This is a genomic window from Parabacteroides massiliensis (assembly GCF_900155425.1).
Classification (GTDB): Bacteria; Bacteroidota; Bacteroidia; order Bacteroidales; family Tannerellaceae; genus Parabacteroides; species Parabacteroides massiliensis.
Genome location: NZ_LT700191.1, coordinates 25,179 through 47,878 on the forward strand (window position 1 = coordinate 25,179; position 22,700 = coordinate 47,878).

18 protein-coding genes are annotated in these 22,700 nt (G+C 46.8%); 10 read left to right on the forward strand and 8 right to left on the reverse strand.

The window, feature by feature from the left end:
- Nucleotides 1-22: 22 nt before the first annotated feature.
- From BQ9893_RS11175 to BQ9893_RS11195, 5 genes are all read left to right on the forward strand, one after another.
- Nucleotides 23-577, forward strand: a complete 555-nt coding sequence (locus BQ9893_RS11175) for a helix-turn-helix domain-containing protein (RefSeq protein ID WP_075966134.1) — start codon at nt 23-25, stop codon at nt 575-577.
- A 12-nt stretch (nt 578-589) separates the two neighbouring features.
- The gene (locus tag BQ9893_RS11180) at nt 590-2,260 is read left to right on the forward strand and encodes an AMP-binding protein (RefSeq protein WP_075966135.1); all 1,671 of its coding nucleotides are present in this window, start codon (nt 590-592) and stop codon (nt 2,258-2,260) included.
- Nucleotides 2,238-3,341: a glutamate 5-kinase gene (proB, locus tag BQ9893_RS11185; protein ID WP_075966136.1), complete on the forward strand. Its 1,104-nt coding sequence runs from the start codon at nt 2,238-2,240 to the stop codon at nt 3,339-3,341. The genes BQ9893_RS11180 and proB overlap by 23 nt, the downstream gene beginning before the upstream one ends.
- A gap of 19 nt (nt 3,342-3,360) precedes the next feature.
- Nucleotides 3,361-4,605 carry a glutamate-5-semialdehyde dehydrogenase gene (locus BQ9893_RS11190; protein ID WP_075966137.1) on the forward strand — a complete coding sequence of 415 codons (1,245 nt, stop codon included), beginning with the start codon at nt 3,361-3,363 and terminating at the stop codon, nt 4,603-4,605.
- Nucleotides 4,606-4,679: 74 nt separating this feature from the next.
- A complete protein-coding gene (locus tag BQ9893_RS11195) occupies nt 4,680-5,636 on the forward strand; it encodes a Rossmann-fold NAD(P)-binding domain-containing protein (protein WP_075966138.1) in 957 nt (318 codons plus the stop codon).
- A gap of 629 nt (nt 5,637-6,265) precedes the next feature.
- Here BQ9893_RS11195 and BQ9893_RS11200 read toward each other — a convergent pair.
- The 3 genes from BQ9893_RS11200 to BQ9893_RS11210 form a co-directional block, all read right to left on the reverse strand.
- A complete protein-coding gene (locus BQ9893_RS11200; protein WP_139322603.1) occupies nt 6,266-6,877 on the reverse strand; it encodes a hypothetical protein in 612 nt (203 codons plus the stop codon).
- A gap of 214 nt (nt 6,878-7,091) precedes the next feature.
- Nucleotides 7,092-7,307, reverse strand: coding sequence for a hypothetical protein (locus tag BQ9893_RS11205; protein WP_075966140.1), 216 nt, complete (start codon nt 7,305-7,307; stop codon nt 7,092-7,094).
- A gap of 156 nt (nt 7,308-7,463) precedes the next feature.
- Nucleotides 7,464-9,128: an AMP-binding protein gene (locus BQ9893_RS11210; protein WP_075966141.1), complete on the reverse strand. Its 1,665-nt coding sequence runs from the start codon at nt 9,126-9,128 to the stop codon at nt 7,464-7,466.
- Between the two features lie 186 nt (nt 9,129-9,314).
- Between BQ9893_RS11210 and BQ9893_RS11215 the strand changes: the two genes are divergently transcribed.
- The 4 genes from BQ9893_RS11215 (at nt 9,315) to BQ9893_RS11230 (ending at nt 13,960) form a co-directional block, all read left to right on the forward strand.
- Nucleotides 9,315-10,514 carry an acyloxyacyl hydrolase gene (locus BQ9893_RS11215; protein ID WP_075966142.1) on the forward strand — a complete coding sequence of 400 codons (1,200 nt, stop codon included), beginning with the start codon at nt 9,315-9,317 and terminating at the stop codon, nt 10,512-10,514.
- A gap of 53 nt (nt 10,515-10,567) precedes the next feature.
- Nucleotides 10,568-11,881, forward strand: a complete 1,314-nt coding sequence (gene mtaB, locus BQ9893_RS11220) for a tRNA (N(6)-L-threonylcarbamoyladenosine(37)-C(2))-methylthiotransferase MtaB (protein ID WP_075966143.1) — start codon at nt 10,568-10,570, stop codon at nt 11,879-11,881.
- A 79-nt stretch (nt 11,882-11,960) separates the two neighbouring features.
- Complete coding sequence (locus tag BQ9893_RS11225; protein WP_075966144.1) at nt 11,961-12,869, forward strand: lysophospholipid acyltransferase family protein; 909 nt, start codon at nt 11,961-11,963, stop codon at nt 12,867-12,869.
- A gap of 26 nt (nt 12,870-12,895) precedes the next feature.
- The gene (locus BQ9893_RS11230) at nt 12,896-13,960 is read left to right on the forward strand and encodes a glycosyltransferase family 2 protein (protein WP_075966145.1); all 1,065 of its coding nucleotides are present in this window, start codon (nt 12,896-12,898) and stop codon (nt 13,958-13,960) included.
- A gap of 37 nt (nt 13,961-13,997) precedes the next feature.
- Here BQ9893_RS11230 and BQ9893_RS11235 read toward each other — a convergent pair whose 3' ends face one another.
- Together BQ9893_RS11235 and folB are read right to left on the reverse strand one after the other, a co-directional pair.
- The gene (locus tag BQ9893_RS11235; RefSeq protein WP_075966146.1) at nt 13,998-14,642 is read right to left on the reverse strand and encodes a MarC family protein; all 645 of its coding nucleotides are present in this window, start codon (nt 14,640-14,642) and stop codon (nt 13,998-14,000) included.
- A gap of 39 nt (nt 14,643-14,681) precedes the next feature.
- Nucleotides 14,682-15,041, reverse strand: a complete 360-nt coding sequence (gene folB, locus BQ9893_RS11240) for a dihydroneopterin aldolase (RefSeq protein WP_075966147.1) — start codon at nt 15,039-15,041, stop codon at nt 14,682-14,684.
- 116 nt (nt 15,042-15,157) lie between these two features.
- On the opposite strand from folB, the gene BQ9893_RS11245 reads away from it, so the two are divergent.
- Complete coding sequence (locus tag BQ9893_RS11245; protein ID WP_075966148.1) at nt 15,158-15,529, forward strand: bactofilin family protein; 372 nt, start codon at nt 15,158-15,160, stop codon at nt 15,527-15,529.
- Between the two features lie 90 nt (nt 15,530-15,619).
- Here BQ9893_RS11245 and BQ9893_RS11250 read toward each other — a convergent pair whose 3' ends face one another.
- The 3 genes from BQ9893_RS11250 to dnaA all read right to left on the reverse strand — a co-directional run bounded on the left by BQ9893_RS11250 (nt 15,620) and on the right by dnaA (nt 22,612).
- A complete protein-coding gene (locus BQ9893_RS11250; protein WP_075966149.1) occupies nt 15,620-18,328 on the reverse strand; it encodes a 4-alpha-glucanotransferase in 2,709 nt (902 codons plus the stop codon).
- A 98-nt stretch (nt 18,329-18,426) separates the two neighbouring features.
- Nucleotides 18,427-20,970 carry an adenosylcobalamin-dependent ribonucleoside-diphosphate reductase gene (locus BQ9893_RS11255; RefSeq protein ID WP_075967335.1) on the reverse strand — a complete coding sequence of 848 codons (2,544 nt, stop codon included), beginning with the start codon at nt 20,968-20,970 and terminating at the stop codon, nt 18,427-18,429.
- Nucleotides 20,971-21,223: 253 nt separating this feature from the next.
- The gene (gene dnaA / locus BQ9893_RS11260; RefSeq protein ID WP_075966150.1) at nt 21,224-22,612 is read right to left on the reverse strand and encodes a chromosomal replication initiator protein DnaA; all 1,389 of its coding nucleotides are present in this window, start codon (nt 22,610-22,612) and stop codon (nt 21,224-21,226) included.
- Between the last annotated feature and the right edge of the window lie 88 nt (nt 22,613-22,700).

Below are 22,700 nucleotides of genomic sequence, written 5' to 3' on the forward strand. Positions count from 1 at the left end.
ATAAATATAATAATCAACGGAAATGAACGAACAGATAAAACAAATTGCGGAGCGTTTGGCCGGACTTCGGGATGCATTGGAAATCTCACCCGAAGAAATGGCCGGGGTCTGTAACCTGACGCCCGAACAGTATATAAAGTTGGAGAGTGGCACTGTAGATATTTCAGTAAGTATATTGCATCAGATTTCGCAAGCTTATGGCGTAGAACTGACGACACTGATGTTTGGCAACGAACCCAAGATGAGCAGCTATTTCATCACCCGCAGGGGGAAAGGCATTGCCGTGGAACGGACCAAAGCCTACAAATACCAATCGCTTGCTGCCGGTTTTGTCGGCCGGAAAGCAGATCCGTTCATGGTTACCGTCCATCCGACTCCTGATGAAACACCGATTTATCTGAACTCGCATCCCGGACAAGAGTATAATATAGTACTGAAAGGCCGCATGCTGTTACAGATCAACAACAAAGAAGTGATACTGGAAGAAGGCGACAGTATCTATTTCAACTCCGAACTGCCACATGGAATGAAGGCGCTCGACGGAGAAAAGGTCAGTTTTCTGGCTATCATTCTATAAATTAATTCAGTCATGTTAGAAAGATTCATAGACAAAACGACCTTTGAGTCGCAGGAAGATTTTATAAAGAATTTCAAGATAAAAGTCCCGGAGAACTTCAACTTCGGATATGACGTAGTAGATGCATGGGCGAAAGAAGAACCCGATAAGATTGCACTGTGTTGGACAAACGACCAAGGGGAACATATCGACTTCACCTTTGCCGACCTGAAGAAATATACAGATCAGACGGCTGCTTATTTCCAGTCTTTGGGAATCGGCCATGGCGACATGGTCATGTTAATATTGAAACGCCGTTATGAATTCTGGTTTTCGATCATCGCATTGCACAAATTAGGAGCAGTGGTGATTCCGGCAACTCACCTGCTTACAAAGAAAGATATCGTCTACCGGGCAAATGCCGCCGATATCAAGATGATCGTCTGTGCTGGTGAGAAAGTGATCACCCAACACGTCATCGACTCTTTGCCTGATTCACCCTCAATTAAGAGCCTTGTTTCTGTAGGTCCCGAAATACCCGAAGGATTCGATGATTTCCATAAAGGCCTCAAAAGCGTGGCTCCGTTCGTACGCCCGGAACATCCGAATAGCAACGACGACATCTCACTGATGTACTTTACTTCCGGCACAACAGGAAACCCGAAGATGGTGGCACACGATTTTACCTATCCGCTGGGTCATATCGTGACAGGAAGTTTCTGGCATAACCTGCATAAAGACAGCCTCCATTTGACTATTGCCGATACCGGCTGGGGAAAAGCCGTATGGGGAAAACTCTACGGACAGTGGATTGCCGGTGCAACCGTATTCGTGTATGACCACGAGAAATTCACACCGGCCGATATGTTGCAAATGATACAAGACTACCGTATCACATCTTTGTGCGCACCTCCTACGATCTTCCGTTTCCTGATACGTGAAGACCTGACGAAATACGACCTGTCGTCCCTCCAATACTGTACTATTGCCGGCGAAGCCTTGAATCCAGCCGTGTTCGACACGTTCTACAAACTGACAGGCATCAAGTTGATGGAAGGTTTCGGGCAAACGGAAACGACCTTGACCATCGCCACTTTCCCGTGGATGGAACCAAAACCCGGTTCGATGGGCGTTCCCAATCCTCAATACGACGTAGATTTGTTGCGCCCGGATGGAACCCATGCTGAAGATGGCGAACAGGGGCAGATCGTGATCCACACGACAAACGGAAAACCGCTCGGTCTCTTCAAGGAATATTACCGAGATGCCGAACGTACACGCGAAGCATGGCACGACGGACTGTATTACACGGGCGATGTCGCTTGGCGTGATGAGGATGGTTATTTCTGGTTCGTAGGCCGTGCCGACGATGTGATCAAGAGCTCCGGCTACCGCATCGGCCCGTTCGAAGTGGAAAGCGCCCTGATGACACATCCGGCGGTTGTCGAATGCGCAATCACAGGTGTTCCCGACGAAATTCGCGGACAAGTGGTAAAAGCCACTATCGTTCTGGCGAAAGACTACAAGGATAAAGCCGGAGACGCTCTGATCAAGGAACTGCAGGACCACGTCAAAAAGGTAACAGCCCCATACAAATACCCGCGTGTCGTCGAGTTCGTAGACGAACTGCCCAAGACAATCAGTGGCAAGATACGCCGGGTCGAAATCAGAACAATTGACAATGAAAAGAGACCCGCAAAATAATTGTCAATTCAACCGCATTGCGGTCAAGATAGGAAGCAACGTGCTCACCCGCAAGGACGGCACGTTGGATATTACCCGGATGTCTGCCTTAGTGGATCAGGTGGCCGAACTACACCGCAAAGGAGTAGAGGTCGTCCTTATCTCTTCCGGGGCGGTCGCTTCGGGACGCAGCGAGATAAAGGTGGGCAAAAAGCTGGACTCCGTTTCTGCCCGCCAGTTGTACTCGGCAGTCGGGCAAGCCAAGCTAATCAACCGTTATTACGAACTGTTCCGGGAACATGGCATGACTTGCGGCCAGGTGCTCACCACGAAGGAAAACTTCGGTAGCCGTACGCATTACCTCAACCAGAAACACTGCATGGAGGTAATGCTCGAAAACAAAGTGATTCCCATCGTGAACGAAAACGATACGATATCGGTTACTGAATTGATGTTTACGGACAACGACGAGCTTTCCGGACTTATCGCCACCATGATGGGAATGAATGCTTTGATTATCCTCAGCAATATTGATGGCATATATAACGGCAATCCTTCCGACCCGTCCTCAACAATTATCCGAGAAATAGACGGAGGCAAGGAAGACCTGTCAGAATATGTACAGACCAGCAAATCGTCATTCGGCCGTGGCGGTATGCTGACCAAATGCAGCATTGCACAGAAGGTTGCAGACGAAGGCATCACGGTTATTATCGCCAACGGCAAGAAGGAGAATATCCTGGCAGACCTGCTTGACAAAGGCAACCAGACCGTCTGCACGCGCTTCATCCCGTCAAATAAACCTGTCAGCAGCGTGAAGAAGTGGATCGCCCACTCCGAAGGTTTCGCCAAAGGCGAGATACACATCAACCGGGGAGCCGAAGAAGCGTTGTCAAGTCCTAAGGCAACCAGTATACTGCTGATCGGCGTAACCCGGATCACAGGTGACTTCGAAAAAGACGATATCGTCAAGATCTTCAATGAAGAAGGTGTCCAATTAGGAGTCGGATGCTCAAGCTACGACAGTACGGAAGCACGGAAGCTGATCGGCAGCCGGGATAAGAAACCGTTGATACATTACGATTATTTATATCTGGATTAATAGCAACAATCATACGACTATGATTAACGAATTCTTGCAACAGACTCTCACAGCTTCGCGCCAACTTGTCACACTGGACGATGCCACCATCAACCACATCCTTAGAGACACAGCTTCGGCTTTGCTGTCGCGCCAGACGGAGGTTCTGGCCGCCAATGCCGAAGACTTGCGGCGCATGGACCCGATGAATCCGAAATACGACCGTCTGAAACTGACGGAAGAACGTCTTGCCGGTATTGCCGAAGACATGAAAAACGTCGCCTCGCTGCCGTCTCCTCTTAGAAGACTGTTAAGCGAAACAGTACGTCCGAACGGAATGGTGATCAGGAAAGTGGCTGTCCCCTTCGGTGTGGTCGGCGTCATCTACGAAGCACGTCCGAATGTCACCTTCGATGTCTTCTCCCTCTGTTTCAAGAGTGGGAATGCCTGCGTACTGAAGGGAGGTTCGGATGCAGACAGCTCCAACCGTGCCTTAGTGGCGATCATCCACGACGTTCTGAGCGAGCAAGGTGTCGATCCGGCTGTCTGCACACTCCTGCCCTCCGACCGCGAAGCGACAACCGAACTGTTGAATGCCGTAGGCCTGGTGGACCTTATCATTCCGCGAGGCAGTAGTTCGCTAATCAATTTCGTCCGCAACCATGCCCGAGTGCCGGTCATCGAGACAGGAGCCGGCATCTGCCACACCTATTTCGACAAGGATGGCGACAAAGAAAAAGGGCGCGAGATCGTCAATAATGCCAAGACACGCCGCGTCAGCGTCTGCAATGCTCTGGACTGCTTGATTGTTCACCGTGACCGGTTAGGTGATCTGCCTTATTTGTGTGGCAAACTATCCGACAGCAATGTCATTATCTATGCCGATAAACCCGCCTTTGCAGCCCTATCGGGCCGCTATCCCGCCGACTTGCTTCAGCCAGCTACGGCAAACAGTTTCGGTACCGAGTTCTTAGACTACAAAATGGCGATCCGCACGGTCTCCTCTTTGGATGAAGCCCTGCAACATATCGCCCGCTACAGTTCGAAACACAGCGAAAGTATCGTCAGCGAATCGATGGAAACCATCCACCGTTTCCAACAGATGGTCGATGCCGCCTGTGTCTATGCCAATGTATCTACGGCCTTCACCGATGGGGCACAATTCGGTTTCGGGGCAGAAATAGGTATCAGCACGCAGAAGCTACATGCCCGCGGTCCAATGTCTTTACCGGAACTGACGACCTACAAGTACATCATCGAAGGAGACGGGCAAATACGAAAGTAGTATCAAATCATCCGCTATAAATCTGAAATCATTATTTATCTTTGTAGGCAGAACAATTAAAAATTAGACATAATATGAGAAACTTCACTTGTGTACAGGATTTGGGCGACCTCAAGCAGGCACTCACTGAGGCTTTCGAGATTAAGAAAGACCGTTACCAGTTTACCGAACTGGGTAAGAACAAGACATTATTAATGATATTCTTCAACTCCAGCCTCCGAACCCGCCTATCGACACAGAAAGCAGCCATGAACTTAGGCATGAACACGATGGTGCTCGACGTGAATCAGGGAGCCTGGAAACTGGAAACCGAACGCGGTGTGATCATGAATGGCGACAAGCCTGAACATCTCTTGGAAGCAGTTCCGGTCATGGGATGCTATTGCGACGTGATCGGCGTACGTTCTTTCGCTCGTTTCGAAAGTAAGGAAGACGATTATAACGAAAAGATATTGAACCAGTTCATCCAATACTCCGGCCGTCCGGTATTCAGCATGGAAGCGGCTACCCGCCATCCGCTACAGAGTTTTGCCGACCTGATCACGATCGAAGAGTATAAGAAGACAGACCGCCCGAAAGTCGTCATGACTTGGGCACCGCATCCTAAATCGCTTCCGCAGGCTGTCCCGAACAGTTTTGCAGAATGGATGAATGCGACGGACTATGAGTTCGTGATCACCCATCCGGAAGGCTACGAACTGGATCCCAAATTCGTTGGTAACGCCCATGTGGAATATGACCAGAAGAAAGCATTCGAAGGCGCGGACTTCATCTATGCCAAGAACTGGGCGGCTTATGCAGATCCCAATTACGGTAAGGTCCTCAACATGGATCGCAGCTGGACTGTCGACACTGAAAAGATGGCTTTGACCAACAATGCCTATTTCATGCACTGCCTACCCGTCCGCCGCAACATGATCGTAACGGACGACGTAATCGAAAGTCCCCAAAGCATCGTGATCCCCGAAGCTGCCAACCGCGAAATCTCAGCACAGACGGTATTGAAGAAGATATTGATGGGATTGGAATAAAGCAAGATTTTCTCCGCTGTACTTTTCATGTACAAGAATGCAAGTTGGCTTCACCCATCTTGCTATATATTGAAAATCAATGCGTAAAAGGGTGAAGGCAGACCTCTGAACTGGCTTCACCCTTTAAGACCTGTTTCACCCGGTGTCTCGTCCTGATTTAGGTTGACAATGTCTCTCTCCAGCCTTTTTTATTATTTTGCTGTTGTTTTCGCCTATGCCTTGAAGAGGGATCACAGAAGGATTTAATATTCTAATATACAAAGAATTAAAACTCACATTATAGATCCTTACATTTTTGCCCAATGTCAAAAGCTCTATGACTTTATGGCCTGACGATAAAAGAATGACAGTTGTCCTCTATGATGCTTTTCGTACTCGACTCATTTACCGATGAAGGTAACCGGAACAGGTGAAGCCTCTTTTACCCTTTGGGTTCACCTATTAATAAGCTTATAATTAAATCATTATATACAACAGTAATGATAATTTTCGGATGATGGTGAAAAATTTATTTTTCCGGTTGGAATCCGTTTTTGTAATAATCCTGAACTTCACGCCCATTCATCGAATCATCTGTAGAGAAATATAGCTGTCACTTGCCTGTTCTTTTATTTATCGAAGTTTTGCGATCATAAAGAGTAACGTATCGCAGTCTCTTGAAAACTTATAGTGTCATTTTTTTCATTTGTGACAATTAACTTATTTGTCGTATATATAATCCCATTCCATTTCCCAGATATATCAGAAAAACTTCCATCGACAGGGTTTTTGATTTTCATCGAAAAGTCCGCAACTATTTGATATCCGCTATTAAAAGATTCCAACTTGTATTCACAACTTGCCGGTATTTCAAAAGAATGTATGTAAGCAATCGAATCTGTAAAAATCCGAGTAACCCCGTTTTCAAAAATATATTTGGAATCAGAATTACCAACAAGCTCTCCATTTGCATTAAAAACAGGAAGCAGAGTTTCTACATTATAAATATTTTGAGAAAAATAGAACTCCGAAAAATATACAATGTTTCTTTCGATAGGTACGTGTATCATAATGGGGGAACTATGACCTTTATTATCATATATTCCATTAAATATGTGATCTTCCAATGCTATAACCTCTTTTATTCGATATTCAATGGAAACTGATTCGTAAAGCAAATCCTTTTCGTCATAAGAATTGTCTTTACAACCAAACAATATACTCAACAGGCCTACTAATAATATTTCAATCGTTTTTCTCATAATACATCTAAGTTTAGTCTCAAATATAGGGATTTAAATCCAACCAATCTATTTTACAACTATAAAGAACATTAATAAAATATCACAAGCGACACATCAACTTCATTCAACACCATCTGTATGTTGGCTATTGCGAATCAGGATTATATAAAATAAAAAAGTCTGTATGTTACACGCATACAGACTATCCTCTTTACTGACCTACCGCGAATAATTATTCAGCAGGAGCAGTTTCTGTCTCAGCAGCCGGAGTTTCAACATTTGTTGAATCACCTTCAGCAACCGTTGCTTCTTCTGCAGGAGCAACAACCTCTTCTACTGTAGCTTCAGTTTCAGTTTCTGCAACTTCAGCGTTTTCTGCTGATTTGTTACCACAAGATGCGAATGATACAGCTGCGATAACGGCAGCAAATGCAACTAACTTTTTCATTTTGTTTCTTAATTTAAACGGTCTATAATATCTTCTTGTCTTAAAACGATGCAAATGTATATATTAATCAAATATGTTGTACAACATAATGCACTTTTTTTGAAAATATTTTCCACTCAAGAATTAACAAGCTGATTTACAGACCGAATAAATTAATTAATAGTTACTATACAAGTAACGCTTAATACTCTTTTTTGGCGTCTTTTCAAATTCTGTCGGATACAATTGCAAGGCGGAAACAGCTTCGTAAGGAGCTAAAAGTTTGTTAAGTTCGATCCGGTTCTGTTCCATAATGATCGGAAGATCCTCATGCGAAACCCCTGTACCATCCACCGTATCGTAATCCGGATAAACAAGCCCTACCAGCTTACCATTCTTTTCTATTATGATACTTTCCATTACGAACGGCAAGTTGTTCAACTTCGATTCGATCTCTTCCGGATAAATATTCTGTCCGCTTGCTCCCAAGATCATCGTCTTGCTACGGCCACGAATATAGATACGGTTATCGGCATCGATCGTTCCCAAATCGCCTGTACGTAACCAGCCGTCTTCCGTAAAGACTTTGGATGTCGCCTCTTCATTCTTATAGTAGCCCTTCATCACATTTTCGCCGCTCACCTGAATTTCCCCTACTTTATCGTATGGATCTTCCGAATCTATGCGTACTTTCATGATCCCTTTCAATATTTGTCCGCATGACCCGGGTACATATTCGTCATTATGGTCATAGCTGATCAACGGCCCGCACTCTGTCATTCCATAGCCGATCGTGAATGGGAATTTGATTTTATACAGGAAATTTGTCACCTCTTCATTCATAGCAGCTCCTCCCACGATCACCTCACGGAAACGTCCACCGAACGAGTCGACCAGTTTCTTCCGGATCTGTGCATAGATACGGGAGTCCAGCAACGGTATATTTAGTGCCAACTTCATGGTTGTCTTACTGAGTTGGGGCAGAATCATCTTCTTGTAAATCTTTTCCAAAATCAACGGGACCGTCAGGATCAGATTTGGTTTCACCTCTTCAAAAGCTTTCAACAAGATTTTGGGAGAAGGCACCTTGCCCAGCAGGTAAACATGCGCTCCGACAGCCATCGGCACCAGGAAATTGAACGCACAACTGTAGGCGTGCGCCAATGGCAGGAAACAAAGTTCACGCTCTCCTCTGTACAAAACACCAAGCTTGATACCGTACATCACATTTCCCGCCAGATTATTTCCTGTCAGCATGACGCCTTTACTGAAGCCGGTCGTACCGGAAGTATAGTTAATCTCCACTACCTTGTCATTATCTAACTCGGCATATTTAATATCATCTTTCCCGAAACCGTCCGGATATTTCTCCGCCATCTTCTCATCCATTCCTTTCAAGAGTTTCTGAATGCTTTCGCCATCACGCTGATGCAGGCAACGGAAATCGGACAACGAAAACACACCACGCACGTCTTCAATCATTTCCTCTTCCAACGTATCCCAAATACGGTCGCTGACAAAAAGAAAAACGGATTCGGAATGGTTGATGATATGATGCACATCATTCGGACTAAAGTCCTGCAGGATAGGCACGACAATCGCCCCGTACGTCACAGCGGCCATATAGACGATACACCAACGGGCACTGTCTTTTCCGATCAGAGCAATCTTATCTCCCCGCCGTATCTGGCATTCTTCAAACATGATGTGGATACGGGCAATCTCTTTGGCTACATCTGCGAAAGAGAAGGTCGTCCCTTTACTGTAATCCGTCAAGGCAGGCAGTTCCCAGTTTTTCTTGAAACTTTCCTCATATATTTTGATAAAATTCTCTTGTATCATATGCACACTGTATTATAATTTGCGCAAAAATACAGACTATCCGACAAATACACAACAGATCGCCAGAGTTTAACCCTCAGACGGGAAACGATCCGCCTAACGAATTAAAAAATGCGAAAGGTATAAGTTTACTTGCCGTTCTAACACTGAATTTCTACTTTTGCCCTGCACCAAGCAGGCTATAGCATGAATCTGAAAATATCCATAATCGGAATGTGTTTACTGGGATGCACCCATATATGTGCACAGGAAACAGGGATGAGCGACACCTTGTCCCGCCATCCGCTCATTCACGAGATCGGCCTCGACTTCCGCCCCGTCTACCTCATCCCCACCAATGAGTTTTTTGCCGGCGAGAACGCGGCCTGGCAGCCCTTGCGTAAGTCTGTCTCGGCACACCTGAAATACTCATTCCGGTTTCATCCAAAATCGCGTAACGGAGAATTATACCCTCACACATACCAAGGGATCGGCGTTTCATATCATTCTTTCTTTGACAAGGCCGAGATCGGGACTCCTGTTTCGGTATATGCATTCCAGGGGTCGCGCATAGCCCGGCTTTCCCCTCGCCTGTCCCTGGATTACGAATGGAACTTCGGAGCTTCCTTCGGATGGGAAAAGTACCATCCGGAAACCAACGCTTACAATTATGTCGTAGGATCGAAGATCAATGCCTACATCAATTTGGGATTTTTGCTGAACTGGCAGATGGCGGTGGGATGGCGGCTGACGGCAGGCATCGACCTGAGCCATTTCTCCAACGGAAACACACAATATCCCAACGCTGGCGTCAACACCGTCGGGGGTAGAATAGGCCTGGTACATACTTTTGGAGAAAATGCCGGAACGGTGATGTCCGGCAGGCCGACCACCCAGAACATCAAACCGCACATCAGCTACGACATCGTCTTATACGGAGCCTCTAAACGAAAAGGGGTGATCAAGCCAGACGAAGCCTACTTGGCACCCGGTTCGTTCGGCGTATTGGGATTTAATTTCAACCCCATGTACAACTTCCACAAATACTTCCGTGCCGGAGCATCGCTCGATGTACAATATGATGAAAGTGCCAATATCAAAGAACATGAAGCCGGATATAACGAGCAGTCCGAACACAGTTTTTACCGTCCGCCGTTCAAGGAACAATTGGCAATCGGACTATCCGTACGTGGGGAACTGGTCATGCCTATCTTTACGATCAACATAGGCATAGGCTACAATGTTTACCACAAATGCACCGACACACAAGGAATGTACCAAATCCTGGCATTGAAGACATCTGTCACCCGCGACCTGTTCCTGCACGTGGGATACCAGTTGAGCAAATTCAAAGACCCCAACAACTTGATGTTAGGAATAGGTTACCGATTCCACAATAAACGATAAGAATATATTATGTCCAAACATTTTCGTTAAATTTGCGCGATAATTAAAAGATAATGATTGATAAGACTGTTTTTGAGAATAAGATAGCCGCATACTATACTTTAGGATGCAAGCTGAACTTCGCCGAAACTTCGACCATAGGGAAAGTTCTTGCCGAACAGGGCGTACGCAAAGCGCGTCCGGGTGAAAAGGCTGATATTTGCGTTGTCAACACCTGCTCTGTGACAGAGCTTGCCGACAAGAAATGCCGCCAGGCTATCCGCCGGATCGGCAAGCAACATCCGGGAGCATTCATCGTCGTGACCGGTTGTTACGCCCAGTTGAAGCCGGAAGAAGTTTCCCATATCGAAGGAGTCGACCTCGTGTTGGGCGCCGAGCAGAAGTTGGATATACTCATGTATTTAGACAACTTGAAAAAGAAAGAAGAAGGAAGTGCCGTAATCGCGTCCCAGACGAAAGACATCCGTACCTTCTCCCCCTCTTGTTCGGCAGACGACCGTACGCGCCATTTTCTGAAAGTGCAGGACGGATGCGATTATTTCTGTTCCTACTGTACGATTCCCTTTGCCCGTGGGCGCAGCCGCAACGGGACGATCGCCAGCATGGTGAAACAGGCCGAAGAAGTGGCAGCCAAGGGGGGAAAAGAAATCGTGCTGACAGGTGTCAACATCGGCGATTTCGGAAAGAGCACCGGGGAGACGTTCATCGACCTGATCCGGGCGCTCGACGAGGTGGAAGGGATCGTACGTTACCGCATCTCCTCCATCGAACCGAACCTGATCACGGACGAGGCGATCGATTTCGTGGCACACAGCAAACGTTTCGCACCTCATTTCCACATCCCGTTGCAGAGCGGAAGCGACGATGTGCTGAAGCTGATGCGCCGCCGCTACGACACGGCCCTGTTCAGACATAAGATAGAAAAGATCAAAGAGGTCATGCCACACGCCTTTATCGGCGTCGATGTGATCGTCGGTACGCGGGGTGAAACGGATGCCTATTTCGAAGATGCCCGCAGCTTTATCGAAAGCTTGGACATCAGCCAGCTACACGTGTTCAGCTATTCAGAACGCCCGGGTACACAGGCTCTCAAGATCGATTACGTCGTCGACCCTAAGACCAAGCATGCCCGTAGCCAACAATTACTGGACATATCCGACCGCAAGCTCCATGCCTTCTACGAAGCCCATATCGGCCGGAAAGCAAATGTCTTGTTTGAACAAACACGCAAAGGAGGCATGATGCACGGTTTCACCGAAAATTACATAAAGGTGGAGATTCCTTACGATGGTTCGCTGGTAAACGAAACCCGGCAGGTCACGTTAGGCAGTTGGAACGAGGAGAAAACAGCGTTAAATATTTTATGATTTATAATTTATGATTTATGTGCCATCCATGAATCATAAATTATAAATCATAAATCTAAAATCATAAATTATCATCATCATGTGGAATAAAATACAATATGCGCTTATCTACAGTTGGGTAAAAATTCATGCTTTTTTACCGATGTGGGCGTTGTATATCTTATCGGACATCCTCTACATCCTGATCTATAAGGTCGTCAGATACAGAGTGAAGGTCGTCAGGCAAAATATGAAAGCCTCTTTCCCTGATAAATCGGAAACCGAGTTGAGACAGCTGGAACGCGAGTTCTACCATCATTTCGCCGACTACGTGGTCGAAACAATCAAGCTTGCCCACATCTCCCTCGAAGAATTGCAACGCCGGGCTTACCTGAAAAATCCCGAACTGGTAGACAAACTAATGGAAAAAGGGCACACCTGTTTTATCCTTCTGATGGGACATTACGGCAATTGGGAATGGTTCTCCGGCTCGACCTCCCGCTTCAAGGACTCACGCATCTACCAAATATACCGGCCACTCAGCAACCAGGCTTTCGACCGCCTGTTCTTCAACCTACGTACAAAATTCGGTTCCTTCGGAATCAAAAAACAGGATACCGTGCGCGATGTTATCACTCTGAAGAAAAACAAAACCCGCTGTGTCGTGATCTTTATAGCCGACCAGACGCCGAGCCGGAATAACCTGCACTACTGGACGAACTTCCTGAACCAGGACTCCTCCATCCTGACCGGCCCCGAACGTCTTGCCCGCAAACTGGATTTGCCTGTCATATTCCTCGACACGAAGCAGGTAAAACGCGGCTACTATACCGTAGATATGAAACTGGTGACCGAGACTCCCAAAGAGACTCCCGAAAACTGGATTACCGAACAATATGCCCGCCTGATGGAAAAATGCATCTTGCGCAATCCGTCAGGTTGGCTTTGGACACATAAGAGATGGAAATATAAGAGAACTGACAGTGGAGAATTGAAAGCGGGAAGTTAAATTACACAGAAAAGAGCACACACAATATGAAAACAAACGAAAACTTTCAACTCTCAACTCTCAACTCTCAACCGAACAAACGTCTTGCCGTTGTCATCCTGAACTGGAACGGTCGAGCGCTGATGGAAGAGTTCCTGCCTTCCGTTGTCGCTTATACGCCCGGCGAATGGGCGGATGTAATCGTAGCCGACAATGGCTCCACGGACGATTCCATCGAGATGCTGAAAGAGAAATTTCCAACGGTCGGCATCATCCAGCTGGACAAAAATTACGGCTTTGCCGAAGGATATAACCAGGCTTTGAAGCAGATAAGCCACGAATACACGGTATTGCTCAACAGCGATGTCGAAGTTACTCCCGGATGGTTGGAGCCACCTGTTGCCGCGATGGATGCCGACAGAACCATTGCCGGAGTCCAGCCCAAAATACGCGCCCAGCGGAATAAAGAATATTTCGAGTATGCCGGAGCAGCAGGAGGATATATGGACCGATACGGTTATCCGTATTGTCGCGGACGCGTCCTGCACGTCATAGAGAAAGACTCCGGACAATATGACACGTCAGCCGACCTGCTTTGGGCCACAGGCGCCTGCCTGTTCATTCGTACATCGATCTATAAGGAAGCCGGTGGCCTCGATGCCGGTTTCTTTGCCCACCAGGAGGAAATCGATCTGTGCTGGCGGTTACGTTCACGCGGCTACCGGTTGGTTTGTACGCCATCATCGGTTGTGTATCACGTAGGAGGCGCGACACTGAACGTAGAGAGCCCGCGCAAAACGTTCCTCAACTTCCGCAACAATCTGCTGATGCTATATAAAAATTTGCCGGAAAAGGATTTGAAGCACGTGATGCGCGTACGTTTCTGGCTGGACTATATTGCCGCCGCCAAATTCCTGCTGACCGGCCATTATCCGAATGCCCGTGCCGTATATGAGGCCCGAAAAGCATTCCATGAACTAAAACCGTCTTACGAACCGACTCGCTTGGAAAACCTTGCCAAGACAACACTTCCAGACATCCCGGAACTGCGAAAAAAAAGCCTGATCTTTGCTTTCTATTTGCAGGGGAAAAAGAAATTTACGGAACTGTAACCAAAGGAAGGATAACTCTTTTTCTTTCCACCCGCGGTTACAGGTTCGATTGCTGCAAAATGTCAATCATGATCGGTTTGAAGCCGCTCACGAAACACTCCACGGCGATTACCATCAAGATCAATCCCATCAGGCGCATCATGACGTTATTGCCCGTCTCGCCCATATAGCGGTTCAGACGAGTGGAGGCACGGAGAATCAGATAAGTGATAAAATAGATCAGTCCGATCGTCCCGATCAAGATGCACTTCTTTGCCAATGTAACGGCATCGTCCATCAGCATCAGGGCATTGGCGATCGCACCAGGGCCACAGAGCATCGGGATGGCAAGAGGCGTAATGGAAATATCATTCACATACGTCTTCACCTCTTCTTCCTTCAACTTGGCCTTCGAATAGCGTGCCTGCAACATATCGAAACCGATCGTGAAGATGATAATACCACCCGCAATACGGAATCCATTTGTCGAAATACCGAAGAACTTGAACAGGAACTGTCCGGAAAAAGTGAAAACCATCAGCGTCAGAAACGACACGATTGTGGCACGGCGGACAATGACACGACGCTGCTCCTCCCCCATGCCGTTCGTCATGGTCAGAAAGACCGGCATCGTCCCTAACGGATTTGTCAGCGTAAAAAACGAGGTAAAACATAACAGAAAGAAAGGCAACAATGATTCCATGATAATATTATATTTAAATTATTTAATACCCCAAAACACTTAAAACGTCTCGCCAATAAGAATCGAGGCGCTACGGACATCGCCTCCGAAAGGCGGGTTCAGCTTGGAGAGTTTCAACTCGATAGCCGTCAATTGCGGAAAATGTTCTTTCAAGGCATACAAAATCCGGCCGGCTGCATGCTCGATCAGCTTGGAAGGTATATCCATCTGCTCTTTTACAACCGCATAGACAGCGGCATAGTTGATCGTATCGTCCAATTCGTCACTTTTTACAGCCTGTTCCAACGGAGCCGTAAGGGTCAGGTCCACAATAAAATTGTTCCCAACCTTCGTTTCCTGTGGCATTACGCCGTGGTAGGCATAGAATCTCATAGCCTCCAGCTCTATCCTTGTCGTCATAATTCGTTATTTTATCTGTAAATGTAAATAAAGTAAACCTTTCTGCAAAAAAATAGTCTTATATTTGCAATATACAGAGACGTACGGCCGTGCGTCTCCAATAAACAATACGAGATATGATGGGAACAAAGCAAAAAGAAGAAAACACGAATGGCGGCCTGCACAATACCCTCGCTGCCGGCACGACCGTCAAAGGCGATATCGTGACGGAAACAGATTTCCGCCTGGATGGAAAGATAGAAGGAGATGTTAGCTGTAACGGCAAGATCGTGATCGGTCCGAAAGGGAACGTCACAGGAAATATTGTTTCAGCAAATGCCGAAATATTGGGAGAAGTGGAAGGCTCCATACGCGTCAGTGCCAAACTCGTCCTGAAAGCGACCGCCGTCATCAAAGGTGATATATTCGCTCAAACCTTAGAGATCGAACCGAATGCCCGTTTCAATGGAATTTGCAAGATGTCAGGAGAAGAAAGCGCGTCAAAATAAAATCCGACCGAAGGTATGTCAAAACGGCCTTGTCCCCTACGCCTGACGCGGGAACAAGGCCGTTTTGACATACTTCCATGCCACCCACTCCTATTTTCTTCCTGAATTCTTAATCAATTCTGCTATTTTGTTATTCAAGCTGTCTGCCTCGATCAGCTTCTCCAGTGTGATGTGCATCCTGTAGCGCCAGTAGTGATTTGAATCGGACGGAACATTGATGCGTTCCGCTTCATAATCTTTCCGCTTGACGGAATCGTCCATTGCGAACCAGTCCTGCAAGGGGATAATAGTCAACATCGAAGAGGTAGCCAGATGGTTGGAGACAATCTGTGTCGCCAAGTCCGCCGTACATTCTTCCGGTGCTTCACCGGTTCGTCCCAGAACATTGTTATAATAGCGCTGTATTTTGGCACGGTCTTCTTTCCACCAACTACGAAGCGGCGTCATATCGTGAGTGGATGTCGAACAAACCGAATGATAGGGCAGGTTGTGCAGGTCCGAAAACTCGCGTTGCGGAGTCTTGGGCATGCGTTCTATTTCCAGACTGAATATCTGCAACTTGTTCATCACATCGGGCACGGATTCCGGAATCATTCCCAAATCTTCACCACAAACCAGCATATTCGTGCTGCCCACCAACGGAGTCAGGCGACTAAAGGCTTGCGCCTTCCAGAACTCATTATGGCGATGATAGAAAAAGTTCCAATACAACTGATCGAAAGCATACCGGTCAGAGGCGCTCAACTCGCGATACAAATAGGACTGGCTGGCCGAAATGCGCGGATGAAATTTATCCTGTTCACGCGGATCGCGCAAAAACAGCACTTCATTAGCTATGGCAAACAGCCCTTCCTTAATCCGGAGAGACACCTTGTCCGTCTTTCCGGCAAACAGAGCTTCCACCTTACGCTGCGTATCACAGAAAGATTTCAACACGAAATGGTGCGATGACGACTGGGCAAGAAACGTACCGATCACTTCTTCCGTCAGGTCGCCAAACAGTTCGGGCAGGAATTCACGATTGATATGCGGAGTAGTCAGGCGAGCTTCGTTGAAATTCAAACCGTATTGTTCGATCTCGTTCGGGGTAAGCGGCAAAGCCGGATTAAAATGCCCGCAAAGTCCTTGAACATAATCCAACGGCACTTCCCAGATACGGAAAAAGCCCAAGATATGATCGATACGGAAGCAATCGAAATAGTCTTCCAACTTGCGGAAACGCTTCTTCCACCAAGAGAAATTATCATTCTCCATCGTATCCCAATTATAGGTCGGGAACCCCCAGTTCTGACCGTTCACGGAGAAATCGTCAGGCGGGGCACCGGCCTGGCCGTTCATATTGAAATATTTCGGTTCCATCCACGCTTCGACACTCGTACGGTTCACCCCAATAGGCAGATCGCCTTTCAGTACGATCCCGTTTTTGCGGGCATAATCGGAAACACCTTTGAACTGGGTATGCAGAATATATTGAAGGAAATACAAGAAAGATATTTCCGGATACGCCTCACTCGTCACGGCACAAAGTTCACGAATACTGTTCTTGTCGAATACGGAATTTTCCTTCCACTGTGTAAAATCGGAAGTCCGGTACGTGTCACGCAAATAACAATAGGCGGCATAGGGCACCAGCCAAGACTCGTTCTGTGCGAAGAACTCCTGATATTCCGGGGTGGACAGGATCGTTTTCCCTTCCTGCTTGAAGTATTCCCGGCAATATTCTATCTTATACCGGACAGCCTGTTCATAATCTACGGCATCCAGTCCATTCAATTCGGCCTGCTTCCGAGCGAAAAAAGCCACCTTTTCCGGATCTGCCAGCCGAGATGCACGGCCGTACGTCTCGACGCCCAGATCGGGCAAACTGATATACATCGGATGAAGAGCATAAATCGAAATGGCGCTATAAGGATACGAATCAGCACGGGTATGCGTCGTCGTCGTGTCGTTCATCGGGAGCACCTGGATGATGCGCTGGTGCGTTTTCTTGGCCCAATCCACCAACATGCGCAAATCACCCAAATCGCCGACTCCAAAGCTCTTTTCCGAGCGTAAGGAAAAGACCGGGATCACTGAACCCGCACACCGCCACAAAGGCAGGTTATCACGAAAATAAAAGCCCGAAACGATCACCGTCTCCCCCTCCTTTTGTGGAGGCAGATTCAGGACACGGTTTTCATCTTCTTCCCAATATAAAGGCTGCTGCTGATCATCACAGATCAGGAACTTATATTCCAACGGATAGGTAATCTTGCTGGCGTCCAAGTCTATATGCCAGACAGGGAAGGTATCGCAACTCAATATTAACGCCTTATCGGGATGCCAGTTACCCAAGCATTCCTGATTGCCGGTGATGGCCACGCGCTGGTTCTTTTCGACACGCGGGACAGATATCTTTATCGTGAGTCTCTTTCCACTCTTTACCACCCGCTCATGCGTATTACACGGGTGGGCGAACAAGCTTTTAGTAAATGCAGAGGAATAAAAGGCCAGATTGGCAGGGCGAACCTGCCAATAATCATATAACGTATATCGATCGGACTGGCCGATAAAGAATACCTGATGGTTCTTTTCCCATTCCTCGAATATCTGCCTGTCGTTTACACTCAGGAAATACCTGTATTCTATATCTCTGACAGGAGAGGTCACTTCCAGCTCCAGCTGCCAGTTTCCATCTCCCTTATAACTCATTTCTTTTGCCAAAGCCGGCTCCCAGGAACCCAGCTCGGGAATCGACCCTACAACACATAACTTCTGTCCCCAAACGGTATGGAAGTTGATATTAAAGGTGACTTTCATTTATATGAATTTATGATTTATGTGGTGTTGTTATTCACGATTTATGATTTATCATTGACACTGAATGACAAATCACAAATCATAAATCAAAAATCTTTTCATCCGCATCTTGAAGCGCCACAATTGGTACAGATCAGGCATCCCTCTTGATAAACAAGTGTTTCATGTCCACAATTCGGGCATTTCTGTCCTTTTGCCTCCATACCATTCGGCAGATATTTCTTCAAAGCGCGTTCCACTCCGTTCTTCCAGGTGTTGATAGATTCGTTATTCAGTTCCATACCCTGGACCAGCTTAATCACCTGGTCGATCGGCATGCCGTAGCGTAAGACACCGGAGATCAGCTTGGCATAGTTCCAGAATTCCGGATTGAACTTGCCGTCCAAGCCTTCGATCGTCATCTTATAGCCACGCTTGTTCTTAAACTGGAAGTCGTAATGTTTCTTACCGTCCTCATCGTAACTCTTGATAATGCTACCCTTCGATACGTTTTTCGGCAACATGATGCCTTCGTCGTCATCGGCAAGCCCGGTAAAGATTTCATACGGCCGTCCATTCAACAAACCGACAAATGCAATCCATTTCTCGCGGTTGTTCTGGAATTTCACCACATCGGCTTCCAGTTCGCGCGGACGGGTAGCCACGATAACCGGCGGCTGCATGCAATTGCAATCCTCTTTTTTCTTTTTCTTGTTATCCGTAGACAACAATACGCCAGAACGGGAACCGTCGCGATAGACCGTACAGCCTTTGCAACCACACTTCCAGGCTTCTACATACAGAGAGTTTACAAGTTCTTCCGTCACATCGGCCGGCAGGTTGATCGTCACACTGATGGAGTGGTCCACCCATTTCTGGATACGTCCCTGCATACGGACTTTCTGCAACCAGTCTACGTCGTTCGACGTGGCCTTATAGTATGGAGACTTGGCTACCAATTCTTCTACTTCTTCCTGCGTATATTTCTTGGAAGCAGAGAAGCCGTTAGCCAGCATCCAGGTTACAAACTTATGATGGAATACGATATATTCTTCGAAAGCATCACCGGTTTCGTCCACAAAGTCGACACGGGCCTCCGCATCGTTCGGGTTCACCTTGCGGCGGCGGCGATATACAGGCAGGAATACAGGTTCGATGCCTGAAGTCGTCTGTGTCATCAAGCTGGTCGTTCCGGTCGGTGCGATTGTCAGACAGGCGATATTACGGCGGCCATATTTTACCATGTCGTCATACAGTTCCGGATCTGCTTCACGCAGACGGTTGATAAACGGGTTCTTCTCTTCACGCTTTGCATCGTAAATATCGAATGCGCCACGTTCTTTCGCCATCTCCACAGATGAACGATAGGCGGCCAGCGCCAACATCTTCTGAACCTTTTCAGCAAAGTCCGTCGCCTCTTCCGTGCCGTAGCGCAATCCCAATGCTGCAATCATATCGCCTTCGGCAGTGATTCCCACACCGGTACGACGTCCCTGCAAAGTCTTTTTCTGGATCTTTTCCCACAGGTGGCGTTCGCTCTGTTTTACTTCCATCGACTCGGGGTCGGCATCTATCTTCTCCAGAATCTTTTCAATCTTTTCAGATTCCAGGTCGATGATATCGTCCATGATACGTTGTGCCAAGATAACATGTTTCCGGAACAGGTCGAAATCAAAATAGGCCTCTTTCGTGAAAGGATTGACAACATACGAATATAAGTTGATCGCCAACAGACGGCAGCTATCGTAGGGACACAAAGGGATCTCACCGCAAGGGTTGGTCGAAACCGTACGGAATCCGAGATCCGCATACGAATCGGGCACCGACTCTCTCAGGATCGTATCCCAGAAAAGCACACCTGGCTCAGCCGACTTCCATGCATTATGAATGATTTTCTTCCAAAGTTCGGCCGCGTTGACCTCCTTCACATTGGTAGGATTAGGCGAGTCGATCGGATATTGTTGCCTATAAGGAGTCCCGTTAATTACCGCTTGCATAAAATTGTCATCGATCTTCACAGAAACATTGGCTCCTGTCACCTTTCCCTCCGTCATCTTGGCATCGATAAACGATTCCGAATCCGGATGTTTGATGGAAACGCTAAGCATCAAGGCTCCACGACGACCGTCTTGGGCCACTTCGCGGGTCGAATTCGAATAACGTTCCATAAAAGGAACCAAGCCTGTCGATGTCAATGCCGAGTTTTTGACAGGAGATCCTTTCGGACGAATATGTGATAAATCGTGACCGACACCGCCACGACGCTTCATCAACTGCACTTGTTCCTCATCAATCCGGATAATCGCACCGTATGAATCGGCATCTCCATCCAGTCCGATTACAAAACAGTTAGAGAGTGAAGCTATTTGAAAATCATTGCCAATTCCCGTCATCGGACTTCCTTGCGGCACGATATAACGGAAATGATCAAACAGATTAAAAAGTTCCTCTTCCGACAACGGGTTCGGGTACTTCTTTTCTACACGAGCTATTTCACTTGCCAAACGATGATGCATATCGACAGGAGATTTCTCATAGATATTTCCGAATGCATCCTTCAAGGCATACTTATTTACCCATACTTTTGCGGCCAATTCATCGCCGGTAAAGTAGTCCAGTGAAGCTTTAAACGCCTCATCGAAGGTGTAAGTTTTACGATTCACGATTGTATTAAGTTTAATGACATGCAAGTTTAAGCATTGTTTATGGATTAGCCAAATTATTCAACAAAGAAAATATAGGCTGTTGACAAGTTTCCTCTTTCATCAACAAATTCCATTATTTATCAACATGTTATCTCTTCTCTTTCACCCGAAAAGTTTTCCAAAAAGAAAATCCGCCCGGCAACGAGATTTCCAAAAACAGAAAAAGGACGCAACCCGAAAGCGCATCCTTTCATATAAATATCGCATTAAATCAGGCTTTGAGCAAAGCCTCGATCTCTTCTACCGAAGAACGGAAAGATTTATTCGTTTCGATCTGGTCCTTTACCGTCTTGCAGGCATGCAGGACAGTTGCATGATCGCGCTTCCCGACGATCTTCCCGATATGGGAAAAAGAACTGTCGGTGTACTTCTTCGCCAGATACATCGTAACCTGACGCGCCTGTACGATTTCCCGCTTGCGCGAGTTGGTCTGGATAGCAGCCAGCTCCAAGTTATAGTATTTACAGACTACATCCTGAATAGATTCGACAGACACCTGTTTCTTTTCCAGCTTTACGACACGGCTCACCACTTGTTTGGTCAGAGGCAGGTCGATCATCCGGTTGAACGCTGTCGAATAGGCCAGCAAGGAGGCTACGATACCTTCCACGTCGCGTACGTTCTCCGTCACGTTGCTTGCAATAAAATTGAACACATCGTCCGGGATCACCACTCCATCATGACTGATCTTATTCTTCAGGATCTTCTTACGCAAATCCAAATCAGGGCGCTCCAATTCTGCCGTCAACCCCCATTTCAAGCGGGTGAACAAACGTTCCTCCATCCCGTGCAAGTCTACAGGAGCCTTATCGGAAGTCATGATCAACTGCTTACCTAACAAATGCAGATGATTGAATATATGGAAGAATGTATTCTGCGTCTTATCTTTTCCGATCAGTTCCTGGATATCATCCAGGATCAGCACATCCACACCCTGATAGAAATACATGAAGTCGTTTGTCGTATTTCTCCGGATAGCCTCCGTATATTGTACGGTAAAGAGATGGGCCGATATATACAACACCTTCTTTTCCGGATGGATCTCCTGGATGCGATTACCGATTGCGTGGCACAAATGGGTTTTTCCCACACCGGATGCACCGTAAACAAACATCGGATTATAGGTCTTTCCCGGTGTCTTAGCTATTTCCTCACTGGCAGAACGGACCAACCGGTTGCTTGTTCCTTCAAAATAATTATCGAAATTGTATTTGGGGTTCAAGTGCGAATCCCAGTCCTGACGGGCTTTTGACTCGAACAGCGAAGGGATATCCGTGCTTTTCTTGCCGGTACGGGGAGCGTCATTACCGGTAGGTAAAGTAATCATGCCTTCTTCTTTCACCTTATCAACGACCTTGATACGATAGTTCAATATCGTACCCTGCCCTATCACACGATATAATGTAACTTTCAATACGTTCACATACTTCTCTTCCAGATACTCGTAAAAGAACTGGCTGGGAACCTGAATCGTAAACTTATTATCTTCGTATGATAACGGTATGATAGGTTTGAACCATGTGTTAAAAGCGGCCTCAGGGACGATGTCCTTAATGACTGCGAGGCATTTATTCCACAAAGTTTGATATTCAGTCTGCATGATTTTTTACTCTCCCAACTATACTTACAATTTCAATTTTTATTTTTTACGACTACAAAGTTTAGAAATTAATTCCGAAAAAAAAAGT

Excerpts from the sequence above, each read along its gene's own strand:
- proB (WP_075966136.1), top strand. The coding sequence starts at position 2,238 with ATGAAAAGAGACCCGCAAAATAATTGTCAATTCAACCGCATTGCGGTC.
- BQ9893_RS11215 (WP_075966142.1), top strand. The coding sequence starts at position 9,315 with ATGAATCTGAAAATATCCATAATCGGAATGTGTTTACTGGGATGCACC.
- BQ9893_RS11195 (WP_075966138.1), top strand. The coding sequence starts at position 4,680 with ATGAGAAACTTCACTTGTGTACAGGATTTGGGCGACCTCAAGCAGGCA.
- BQ9893_RS11250 (WP_075966149.1), bottom strand. The coding sequence starts at position 18,328 with ATGAAAGTCACCTTTAATATCAACTTCCATACCGTTTGGGGACAGAAG.
- BQ9893_RS11235 (WP_075966146.1), bottom strand. The coding sequence starts at position 14,642 with ATGGAATCATTGTTGCCTTTCTTTCTGTTATGTTTTACCTCGTTTTTT.
- BQ9893_RS11210 (WP_075966141.1), bottom strand. The coding sequence starts at position 9,128 with ATGATACAAGAGAATTTTATCAAAATATATGAGGAAAGTTTCAAGAAA.
- BQ9893_RS11245 (WP_075966148.1), top strand. The coding sequence starts at position 15,158 with ATGATGGGAACAAAGCAAAAAGAAGAAAACACGAATGGCGGCCTGCAC.
- BQ9893_RS11230 (WP_075966145.1), top strand. The coding sequence starts at position 12,896 with ATGAAAACAAACGAAAACTTTCAACTCTCAACTCTCAACTCTCAACCG.
- BQ9893_RS11180 (WP_075966135.1), top strand. The coding sequence starts at position 590 with ATGTTAGAAAGATTCATAGACAAAACGACCTTTGAGTCGCAGGAAGAT.
- folB (WP_075966147.1), bottom strand. The coding sequence starts at position 15,041 with ATGACGACAAGGATAGAGCTGGAGGCTATGAGATTCTATGCCTACCAC.
- BQ9893_RS11205 (WP_075966140.1), bottom strand. The coding sequence starts at position 7,307 with ATGAAAAAGTTAGTTGCATTTGCTGCCGTTATCGCAGCTGTATCATTC.
- BQ9893_RS11175 (WP_075966134.1), top strand. The coding sequence starts at position 23 with ATGAACGAACAGATAAAACAAATTGCGGAGCGTTTGGCCGGACTTCGG.
- BQ9893_RS11190 (WP_075966137.1), top strand. The coding sequence starts at position 3,361 with ATGATTAACGAATTCTTGCAACAGACTCTCACAGCTTCGCGCCAACTT.
- BQ9893_RS11225 (WP_075966144.1), top strand. The coding sequence starts at position 11,961 with ATGTGGAATAAAATACAATATGCGCTTATCTACAGTTGGGTAAAAATT.
- dnaA (WP_075966150.1), bottom strand. The coding sequence starts at position 22,612 with ATGCAGACTGAATATCAAACTTTGTGGAATAAATGCCTCGCAGTCATT.
- mtaB (WP_075966143.1), top strand. The coding sequence starts at position 10,568 with ATGATTGATAAGACTGTTTTTGAGAATAAGATAGCCGCATACTATACT.
- BQ9893_RS11200 (WP_139322603.1), bottom strand. The coding sequence starts at position 6,877 with ATGAGAAAAACGATTGAAATATTATTAGTAGGCCTGTTGAGTATATTG.